The organism is Brucella sp. NBRC 12950 (genome assembly GCF_030268145.1).
Classification (GTDB): Bacteria; Pseudomonadota; Alphaproteobacteria; order Rhizobiales; family Rhizobiaceae; genus Brucella.
In genome coordinates, this window is the sequence record NZ_BSQC01000031.1 from 1 (window position 1) to 9031 (window position 9031).

The window sequence follows — 9031 nt, forward strand, 5'->3', positions numbered from 1 at the left end:
GCCTATCGGCTTCAACTGAATGCTGTTTCTCTCGTTTCCATCCATCGCGTCGCGCCCCTCCTTCGGGCGTGACGCAAATTGCAGCATCAATCTATTCAATCACAGGCGCAGAGAAATGCGCGCTTACGCAGCAACCTCATCTGTGGGAAATTCGCGCCGCATGCCGCAATCCCGTTGCGTCCTCACCAGCGATCTGCCCCCTCCTCGCCCGCGCGAATTTCCGCGCGATACCAAGGAGAAAGACATGTCACAATCCGGCGCAACGCTCGTTCAATTGCTCAAAACACGCGAGGCAGCAGAGTTGCTGGGGCTGTCCAGCAGGGCGCTCGAAAAGCATCGGACCTACGGTACAGGTCCCGTCTACAGGAAGCTCGGCGGCAGGGTGGTCTACGATGTCGTGGATCTGAGAACCTGGGGCGACAAAGGGCGACGCGCTTCTACGTCCGATTTCGGTACGGACACAGTCTATCCGGCCAAAGCCATGACAGAAAAGCGATAACACTTGGCATAAAATAACAACCCGTGGTTCGGCAGGCATAACTCTGAACCACGGAACAGTCCCCTGCCCTTAACCGCCTACACAAATGGATTGGGGGATACCTGAAACGTTGCCAGGTTCATCCGGTCGCTATCAGCCACGAAGTCACGTAGCCGAACGGATATCCGTCTCGGTGAAATCGTTGCCCTTGAACAGCAGTGGTTCACCGAAATCCTTGGCGAGAGCGTAGGCAAAGCAGTCGCCGAAATTCAGCCCGGCTTTGTGCCGGCCCTTCCCGAAATCGAGGAATGCCTGGCGCGCCAGATGACCTTGTTCAACTGTTACAGGTTCGATATCGATCGCGGCACGGCGGAAGAAGGCATCGGCCTGCCTCATGCCTTCCGGCCCAAGTTGCTTCTCGATCACCATGGACAGTTCCAGATAGTTCGCCACGCTGATCCGGCTGGCTGCGGAATCGTGGATCAGTCGCGTGAAGGCAGCCGCCTCCGGTTCGCCGTAGAGGATCGCCACCATGGCGGATGTGTCGATAATCATTTCGGCAGGCCATCCTCGTCATAGAGAAGCTCGGCGTGATCGGCGTAAGGCCGTTTCAGGTGAACGGCGGCCCTATCAGCAATCGCCAGAAGCTCTTCGACGGAGGCCCTACCCCTCTGTTTTTCGATTTGCGCATACCGCTCCCGCAGCGCGTCGGTCACGACACGGCTCATGCTCTGCCCGGTCGCATGTGCAATCGCCTGGGCAAGGCGATGCGCTTCGGGATCTTTCACGTTGAGGCTCATGTGGAGGCGCTCCGCTTCTACCTAATCAACCAATCTTCTACCATTCTACCCTGTCGTGGCGCAACGATTAAGTCAGGAAGCCAATCAAGAGCAGCGCCTTCTGGACAGATTTTTTGTCCGGAAAGGGGCCGGAAGGAGAATGTCCGCTCATCTCGCAAGAGTCATGGAAGCGGATATCATGCTTTAGTGGAATTGAACTACTGCTGGCGAGACGGTCATTGCGAAACGGCAACAACAACCTTGCTCTTGGCCCGCCCGGTCTCGACATAACCCAAGGCTTCTGGCGTCTGCGCAAAGGGATACACCTTGTCCACGATCGGACGAATGGGGCCAGCGTTGCTCAGCTTAGAGATCTCCCTCAGTTGCTGCCCTTCGGCGCGCATCTCTGCGCCGGCGTGTAGATCCCGGCGTGACCTGATAGCCCTGCCACTGCTGAGAAATTTGGGTTGCTTCGGTAATGATCAGGCCAGCCGAGGCGCGCTGGGCATAATACTCGGGGGTCAGGGTACCGGGCACGAAGCCCGCGCCTGCACCGTTGCGTGTGAGCGGCGCAATGACGACCCGGTTTGAAAGGGGATGTTGCCGAGGGCGACGGGTTCGAAAAGAGGGCTGCGGGTCATGATGTACCTTTGATGTTTCTTCTGCAGTGGGGGCTTGCTGACTGGGGATGCTCAGGCGGGAGTGCGATAGCGTTCGGCGGGAAGCGGGTTGACAAGGTTTCCGAGCATCGCTTTGCGGGCTCCATCGAAAGCGTCCCACTGTCCGCCGTCGTGCAGCGGCGGGATGGTGACCGGCTCGCGACTGTCGAAGCCGACCAGGGCGGCATCCACCAGATCGCCCACTTCCATGACATTGCTCATGGCGTTCACGTCTGCGCCGACATGATCCCAGATCTCGGTGCGGGTCGTGGCGGGAAGTACGGCCTGGATGTACACGCCCTTAGGCCCGAGTTCATGTGCCAGCCCCTGCGACAGGAAGAGCACGAAAGCCTTCGTCGCACCGTAGACGGTCATGCCGAACTCTGGCGCTAGACCGACGACCGAACCGATATTGATGATCGCGCCCTCGCCTGCCTTGGCAAGACGGGGAGCAATAGCGCTGGAAAGTCGGACGAGTGCGGTCGCATTGAGCGCAACGAGCTTGGTCATGTCATCGACATTCTGGTCGACGAAGCTTCCGCCGATCGCCGTTCCGGCATTGTTGACTAGGACGCCGATGCGCGCATCGTCGCGCAGCCTCGTCTCGACCTTGGCAAGATCAGTCGCCTGGGTGAGATCGGCTTGGAGGATATCTACCGTGACTCCCGTTTCCTGGCGCAGGCGGCCCGCAAGCGCTTCCATGCGCACCGCGTCTCGGGCGACCAGTACGAGATCATGGCCGCGGCGCGCGAACCGTTCGGCATAGGTGGCGCCGATGCCCGTGGAGGCGCCGGTAATGAGGACTGCGGAATCTTGGCTCATCGGATTGCTCTTTTCTGTCATTGATCTTATATACATGACGCTCATCATGAATATATTTAAATATGATGGCCATCATGTAAATGTCAACGGGTGTTGCGGAGAATTTTGAAAATGAAGGTCAGCCGAGAACAGATGGCAGAGAACCGTCGCCGGATCCTGGACGTCGCCAGCCGGTTGTTTAAGGACAAGGGGTTCGATGCGGTGAGCGTTGCAGAGGTCATGAAGACAGCGGGCCTGACCCATGGCGGCTTCTATGGACACTTCACATCGAAGGACGACCTGGTTGCGCAGAGTCTGGCGCACGCGCTTGCAGCAGACAGCGTCGGCAATGGCGAGTTCAGCGATTTCGTCCGGTCTTATCTAGCGCCTCGCCATCGGGATAATCCCGGCAATGGATGCCCGACGGCGGGCTTGGCCGCTGCCATTCGTCACCAGACGCCCGCAGCGAAAGGCGCCATGACCGAAGGTCTGCGGACACAGATTGCTCGTATCGAGCAAGCACTTCCGGACGACGGCGCGGTCGACAAGCGCCGGGCAGCGATCGGAAGCTGGGCGGCAATGATCGGAGCCGTCATCCTCGCGAGAGCGGTCGATGACCCCGAATTGTCTGATGAGGTTCTTGAGCAGACGCGCGATTGGATCGACACTCAGGTCGAATAAGAGCAGGAGAGGCGAATTTCGAGTGCCTAATCTACGTCTGCTTGGAGGATACGCTCGAACTTCACGTGACGGCAGAAATGAAGGCGCAAAGCCCTCCGGCAGCTTCCGACCCACTGCGGTCGTTCGAAAACAGGGGGCGAAGACAACCAAAGCGGACCAAGTAGGTCTCTGTCATCTTGAATCATTTCTGCCACTTGTTTCAGGCAGACGGTCCCAAAACTCGAGATGATTTCGGCAAGGTAGAATCTGATTCCGAAAATCTGCATAGTCATGTCCGCCCTGAGGGTGGCAGGCGTTTAGCCGGTGCCTTAGGATTATCCTCTAATCAAATTTTCTGGAGCCGCGTTTTCGGAGGTCTGCAGGACTTTCGCGAATGCTGAAAGACGGCTGTCAGGAGCGGACTAATATCATGTCCGTCAGAATAAAGAGAAGATCATCATGCCGGCGAACACTATAAGCAGCACGATGTAAAACGGACGAAATAGATAGAAACGCTGCCAATTCGTGAGGCCGAGAGCATTGATGTAAACGCGCTCATCAAGCTTCAGATTGTCCGCGCCGCTATCGACGGAAAAATCACCGCCGTTACTCTTATAAAATCGGTACTCCTTGATCTGCGCGACAATTTGGTGAGCCGCCAGAAGAATGACCGCCACAAACGCGGCTGAAAAAATCAAGAATTCCAATAATAGCATAACTCGAAAACGCCTCTTTAATTCGCAGGGCAGGGATAAATAGCAGCCAGCGCCTCAATCACCAATGTAGATGCTCTCCTTTTAAGACGCTCCGGCGTGACGCTTCGAAGATGCGTGTATACGCGATCTGTCAGCTCATGGGGGAGAACCGATCCGGCCCCACACCAGTCCGTCCCGCTGGTAGCATCAGCCACCCCAGCTATATAAGCACTACCACGAGCGCCCGACGTTATACGACCAGCCTCACTCTGCAGAGCGCCATCATCGAACTTTCCTTCGAGCGCTTTGACCAACTCAGTCCCGTTGATGATCCAGTCGCGGGCCTGATCGTTGTCAGATTCTGCCGATGCAACATTGATGGCCAAACCTATCGACAGTATAGCCGCCGGAAAAGTTGTCCGCAATTGGTACGCTGCTGTCATCTTCCGCTCCGTTGATCTGGCGGCACCGGCGCTGCTCGAACGCAGGCGGTTATCGACGTGAATGACCCAATGCACGCTGGAACGGGCAACATCAGATCGTGTATCGCTCATAGGCTTCGAGCAGAAACTGCTTGCCTTTCTCGGTCAAGCGCGACGCGTCAACGAATGCGGAAAACGAGTCGGCCTGATCCCGCATATTGTCGAAATGGGCGATCATCTCCTTGCTCCCGAACACAACGTGGAAACGCTCGCCAGCGGGCAGCCAAACAAAAAGCGGGCTTGGTGAGAACTCCAGAATGACGTCCTCATGGAAAACTTGAAAAAGACTGTCCCATGCGCAAACCGGATCGCTGCTGGTGGTTTTCTCCGGCTGCTTGCCGAACTCGGCATGATAAATAAAGATGGATCCTCCGAGGTTTCCAGCAATCCTTGCCAGGGCAAGGAACGCGGCCCTATCGAGAACATCAGGGAATACCCGAGATTCGAGCCCGCGTGCCAGAAGGAATGCAGGGCGCAGAAGGCGCATTTCATCGAGCGCATCATCAAACAGCGTATCCACTATATTGCACCATACATCTTTGACAGCGTTTATCGCAATACTCCCGCAGACCCTCTCAAAACTCCGGGCGCCTGACAATCCCATTTCGATCTTCACGTGATCTATGGATCTGCTTCAATCATTCTCGAAGCATTCAGCGCGATTAGCGCAGCTGTTACTTGACCGCACCATTGAGATAGAGGTCTTCACCTCGCTGCAGCGGCGTGAAAATGAAGTCGTCTTTTCTGAGAAAGCGGTTGAACCAACTTAAAAGATCATCTTTGGTCGACGAGTTGCGATATCCGATCAGCTTGACGGCCAGGGGAGCACTAAAGGCTATGTCAAAGGCAGTAGCGAACTGGGTGGTGCCTGAAAGCTGAACCGAAAACATGCCACCACCGTCGTGACGGATGGAAATTTCCGCACGAGCGAAAAACTCATCGCTGTAGGTGGTGATAAGACCTGGGGCTTCCCACCAATCTTCACTCGTCAAAGCGTTTCGAGTTCCTTCTCCCTGGAAGTCGGCCCGGATTTCCTGGAGGCTGCGATAGTCACGGTTCTCGAAACGCTTCAAAGGTATTTTGAGCCACTGTGTATCCAGACCCGGGTTCAACCACTGGGAGACGTCATCCTCGGGGTCATTGTTGGGATCGAAGAAGAATTTCGGAGATTTCACTTCTAAATCCAAGACGACGTAGTCATCCAGCTGCTGACCAGGCCAAGATCCACTTGAGGCCCGCAAGGTAATGCGTGGCTCTTCGACTGGAAGGTCGAGCGGATAGCTCTGATAAACAAGCTTAAAATGTCCCATGCGGTTCCCCGGTCTGAAAACTCAATGTGGATTCCTTAAGATAGCGGCTGATGGTTATACTTTACTATGTCACATCTTTCTGCAACAGATCGCTCGCAATTACTGCTTCTGCCGGAAGCAGTCGATGATTATGTGGGACCTGACAACTTGGTCCGCTTCATCGAGGACATCGTTGACGACCTCGATCTCAAGGCTGCCGGATTCGTGCGGGTTGTCAGCTTGAAGTGCTTAGGCCCCTCTCCACCCCATAATTGTCGTTAGCAGCAAGAAAAAGCGGAACGACCGCTTTGGAAAGCTTGAGAATGCTAAGCTAATGTCCGGAATGAAGCGCAATGCCGTCCGGCAGCTTCCCACCCTTAAGTCAGCCCTTGGCTGTCGAAATACGAAATACTGAAAGCGGTCTCTGTCAGATCACGCCAGTACGGTTTCCACGCTGTTGGAAATATTCCTTGACGGCGATGGCGATGGGGCCCGATCCAGCGCAATGAGGAGACATCTGCTTACTCGGCATGGCCATCCGGGAACCGCTTGAACGGGGCATACGCTGAAGCATCGATGCGATAGGCATCAACCCTGTCGCCTTGCGGCGTAACATATAATCGGATAGTGAATAGCTACCCAAATTCGAATTGTGGAGTCATCAGATGGAAAATTCCAAGTCAGCAGACAAGTAAGCCGCAACAACCATTATTGTTGTTGCGGCGCTCTGTAAGACCAATCCCATCTGATTGCTCACGAGCAGACGCCGCCCGGTATTCCTTAATCGAGCGGTTGATTTATCATGACCACCACACGCCCTGCGTGGGCCTATACGCTGCCGGCAGCCCTACTGCTGATGGCTCCCTTCGACATTCTCGCTTCATTGGCGATGGATATTTACCTCCCTGTCGTTCCAGCGATGCCTGACATCCTGAACACGACGCCCTCCATGATCCAACTCACCTTGAGCCTCTACATGGTGATGCTCGGGGTGGGCCAGGTGATCTTTGGCCCGCTCTCAGATCGCATCGGACGACGGCCAATCCTGCTTGCCGGTGCAACGACTTTTGTCATTGCGTCTCTGGGAGCCGCTGGGTCTTCAACTGCTTTAGCCTTTGTGGCTTTCCGTCTGCTTCAAGCAGTTGGCGCGTCGGCCATGCTGGTGGCGACCTTCGCGACGGTTCGCGACGTTTATGCCAATCGTCCCGAGGGTGTTGTCATCTACGGCCTTTTCAGTTCGATGCTGGCGTTCGTGCCTGCGCTCGGCCCTATCGCCGGAGCGTTAATCGGTGAGTTCTTGGGATGGCGGGCGATATTCATCACACTGTCTGTACTGGCATTGCTTGCTCTGCTGAATGCCGGGTTCAGGTGGCACGAAACCCGTTTTATGGATCAAGCGCAGACACGACGATCCGTTTTGCCGATTTTCGCGAGCCCGGCCTTTTGGGTCTATACGGTTGGCTTTAGCACCGGCATGGGCACCTTCTTTGTGTTCTTCTCGACCGCCCCCCGCGTCCTCATAGGTCAAGCTGGCTATTCCGAGATCGGATTCAGCTTTGCCTTCGCAACCGTCGCGCTCGTCATGATCGTGACAACTCGTTTTGCGAAGTCCTTTGTCGCCAGATGGGGCATCATGGGGTGCGTGGCGCGAGGAATGGCGTTGCTCGTTTGCGGCGCGGTTCTATTGGTAGTCGGCGAACTCTTCGGCTCGCCGTCGTTCCTCAGCTTTATCGTGCCAATGTGGGTTATGGCGGTCGGTATTGTCTTAACAGTGTCCGTTACCGCCAACGGCGCACTTGCGCAGTTCGACGACATCGCAGGATCGGCGGTTGCGTTCTACTTCTGCATCCAAAGTCTGATAGTCAGCATCGTCGGGACATTTGCGGTGACGCTACTAAACGGAGACACAGCGTGGCCGGTGATCTGTTACTCAACAATGATGGCGGTGCTGGTGTCGTTAGGGCTGGCGCTCCTCCGGTCCCGTGAGTCTGCCGTCGACAGGTCGCCAATAATCTGACCGACAAAAAGCAGTATGCCCTTTATGGCGGCGCACTAGCCATCAGTGCCTCGTGAATGGCGGTATCCTGTCCCGCAGGATACCGCTCATGTCTCTTTTCCAATTCTTTGCCTATGCTACTGTTCAGAGCGGTCTGCTTTGCCGATCTCATTACCGAAAGCTGCCAGTCTGTTTCCACCCCATCATGGTCGTTTGCAGCAAAAAAAGCAGAATGACCGTTTTGGAGTGCGTGTTAATTGTACCGTAATGTCTGCAATAAAGCGCGAAGCAGTCGTGTTTTTCTTCATCGCCGCGTCTGATATGTTGATGACTGATCAGCAGAGACCTGGAATGGCTTTCTCCCATATCTTGTCTCATCGATATCGACGATCAACGTGGATTAACCTTTCCGGATACGTGGAACGCGGTATTCATTGATCCGGCGGACGCCTTCGGGCAAGGTACGCGCCCGCGGTGCATTCAACGCCCCAGTCGAGTAGATTTCATGATAGGATGCCAGCAACTTAATATGATGCGTGTGAGCGAGGGATAGTTTGTAAGGACTTGTTCTTCTGTTGCGCTCGCGGCCAAGGCAGCCATCACATCATGAGCTGGGATTCGCGTGCCGGCAATCACCGGCGTACCGCCAAGAATATCATCAGACGTGACGGCGACGTCATGAGCTTCATCCCGGATTTCAGCCATCTGATCCCCTCCGGCCCTGGTTCGTTTATACCCTTACCACGTCTCCGCCATTGGTACTTTTTCAGCGCAATCCGCAGTAAATTTCCGTCGCATTTATCCGGCTTTACTGCGCGACAGCTTTCCTTCTGATGCTTCCGATATGATTCCGGGTGGATTTGGCGGGAACGCCAACAGCCTCCCGAAGGAGGCGTAACAATTTGTATTTGTTATGGATATTGGTTGCGGGGGCAGGATTTGAACCTGCGGCCTTCAGGTTATGAGCCTGACGAGCTACCGGGCTGCTCCACCCCGCGCCAGGGTGTTTATTGAACCGGTTGGGTAGTTTGTGCGCATAGCGCTAGTAAAGCTGTTTTGTATTTGTTTGAGAAGATGATTTGATATTTGTGTGCTTAGCAGACCTGGCAGCGACCTACTCTCCCGTGTCTTAAGACAAAGTACCATTGGCGCTGGAGCGTTTCACGGCCGAGTTCGGAATGGGATCGGGTGC

Annotated in this window: 13 protein-coding genes, 1 tRNA gene, 1 rRNA gene and 2 pseudogenes; 4 read left to right on the top strand and 13 right to left on the bottom strand. The window is 55.3% G+C overall.

Going from position 1 to position 9031, the window contains the following annotated elements; all coding sequences use genetic code 11:
* The first annotated feature begins 244 nt into the window (after window positions 1-244).
* Window positions 245-499, top strand: a complete 255-nt coding sequence (locus QSJ70_RS27110) for a helix-turn-helix transcriptional regulator (RefSeq protein ID WP_285541316.1) — start codon at window positions 245-247, stop codon at window positions 497-499.
* 144 nt (window positions 500-643) lie between these two features.
* Here QSJ70_RS27110 and QSJ70_RS27115 read toward each other — a convergent pair whose 3' ends face one another.
* The 5 genes and pseudogenes from QSJ70_RS27115 to QSJ70_RS27135 all read right to left on the bottom strand — a co-directional run bounded on the left by QSJ70_RS27115 (window position 644) and on the right by QSJ70_RS27135 (window position 2738).
* Entirely contained in the window at window positions 644-1033 is a 390-nt protein-coding gene (locus QSJ70_RS27115) for a type II toxin-antitoxin system VapC family toxin (RefSeq protein ID WP_215778336.1), read from the bottom strand.
* A complete protein-coding gene (locus tag QSJ70_RS27120; protein ID WP_112340033.1) occupies window positions 1030-1278 on the bottom strand; it encodes a type II toxin-antitoxin system VapB family antitoxin in 249 nt (82 codons plus the stop codon). The genes QSJ70_RS27115 and QSJ70_RS27120 overlap by 4 nt, the downstream gene beginning before the upstream one ends.
* A gap of 215 nt (window positions 1279-1493) precedes the next feature.
* Window positions 1494-1661, bottom strand: a pseudogene (locus QSJ70_RS27125) (zinc-binding dehydrogenase); the annotation flags it as partial.
* A gap of 19 nt (window positions 1662-1680) precedes the next feature.
* A pseudogene (locus tag QSJ70_RS27130) lies at window positions 1681-1898 on the bottom strand (oxidoreductase); the annotation flags it as partial.
* 51 nt (window positions 1899-1949) lie between these two features.
* The gene (locus QSJ70_RS27135) at window positions 1950-2738 is read right to left on the bottom strand and encodes an SDR family NAD(P)-dependent oxidoreductase (RefSeq protein WP_285541297.1); all 789 of its coding nucleotides are present in this window, start codon (window positions 2736-2738) and stop codon (window positions 1950-1952) included.
* A gap of 111 nt (window positions 2739-2849) precedes the next feature.
* On the opposite strand from QSJ70_RS27135, the gene QSJ70_RS27140 reads away from it, so the two are divergent.
* On the top strand, window positions 2850-3398 hold the full coding sequence (locus tag QSJ70_RS27140; RefSeq protein ID WP_124915747.1) for a TetR/AcrR family transcriptional regulator: 549 nt from the start codon (window positions 2850-2852) through the stop codon (window positions 3396-3398).
* A gap of 416 nt (window positions 3399-3814) precedes the next feature.
* Here the strand turns inward: QSJ70_RS27140 and QSJ70_RS27145 are convergent, their stop codons facing one another.
* From QSJ70_RS27145 to QSJ70_RS27160, 4 genes are all read right to left on the bottom strand, one after another.
* Window positions 3815-4054: a hypothetical protein gene (locus QSJ70_RS27145; RefSeq protein ID WP_285541303.1), complete on the bottom strand. Its 240-nt coding sequence runs from the start codon at window positions 4052-4054 to the stop codon at window positions 3815-3817.
* A gap of 56 nt (window positions 4055-4110) precedes the next feature.
* Complete coding sequence (locus tag QSJ70_RS27150) at window positions 4111-4626, bottom strand: Rap1a/Tai family immunity protein (protein WP_285541305.1); 516 nt, start codon at window positions 4624-4626, stop codon at window positions 4111-4113.
* A complete protein-coding gene (locus tag QSJ70_RS27155) occupies window positions 4607-5074 on the bottom strand; it encodes a hypothetical protein (protein WP_285541307.1) in 468 nt (155 codons plus the stop codon). The genes QSJ70_RS27150 and QSJ70_RS27155 overlap by 20 nt, the downstream gene beginning before the upstream one ends.
* A gap of 154 nt (window positions 5075-5228) precedes the next feature.
* Window positions 5229-5864: a hypothetical protein gene (locus QSJ70_RS27160; RefSeq protein ID WP_285541309.1), complete on the bottom strand. Its 636-nt coding sequence runs from the start codon at window positions 5862-5864 to the stop codon at window positions 5229-5231.
* A gap of 66 nt (window positions 5865-5930) precedes the next feature.
* Here QSJ70_RS27160 and QSJ70_RS27165 point away from each other — a divergent pair, with 66 nt between their 5' ends.
* A complete protein-coding gene (locus QSJ70_RS27165) occupies window positions 5931-6125 on the top strand; it encodes a hypothetical protein (protein ID WP_121539176.1) in 195 nt (64 codons plus the stop codon).
* Window positions 6126-6270: 145 nt separating this feature from the next.
* Here QSJ70_RS27165 and QSJ70_RS27170 read toward each other — a convergent pair whose 3' ends face one another.
* The gene (locus tag QSJ70_RS27170; RefSeq protein WP_285541311.1) at window positions 6271-6432 is read right to left on the bottom strand and encodes a hypothetical protein; all 162 of its coding nucleotides are present in this window, start codon (window positions 6430-6432) and stop codon (window positions 6271-6273) included.
* A 213-nt stretch (window positions 6433-6645) separates the two neighbouring features.
* Between QSJ70_RS27170 and floR the strand changes: the two genes are divergently transcribed.
* Window positions 6646-7860, top strand: coding sequence for a chloramphenicol/florfenicol efflux MFS transporter FloR (gene floR, locus QSJ70_RS27175; RefSeq protein WP_285541313.1), 1215 nt, complete (start codon window positions 6646-6648; stop codon window positions 7858-7860).
* A gap of 459 nt (window positions 7861-8319) precedes the next feature.
* Here the strand turns inward: floR and QSJ70_RS27180 are convergent, their stop codons facing one another.
* The 3 genes from QSJ70_RS27180 to rrf form a co-directional block, all read right to left on the bottom strand.
* Window positions 8320-8544 (bottom strand): DUF433 domain-containing protein, encoded by a 225-nt coding sequence (locus QSJ70_RS27180; RefSeq protein WP_285541314.1) that lies wholly within the window; start codon window positions 8542-8544, stop codon window positions 8320-8322.
* Window positions 8545-8760: 216 nt separating this feature from the next.
* Window positions 8761-8837: transfer RNA gene (locus tag QSJ70_RS27185), tRNA-Met, on the bottom strand.
* A gap of 103 nt (window positions 8838-8940) precedes the next feature.
* Window positions 8941-9031, bottom strand: a 5S ribosomal RNA gene (rrf, locus tag QSJ70_RS27190); the annotation flags it as partial.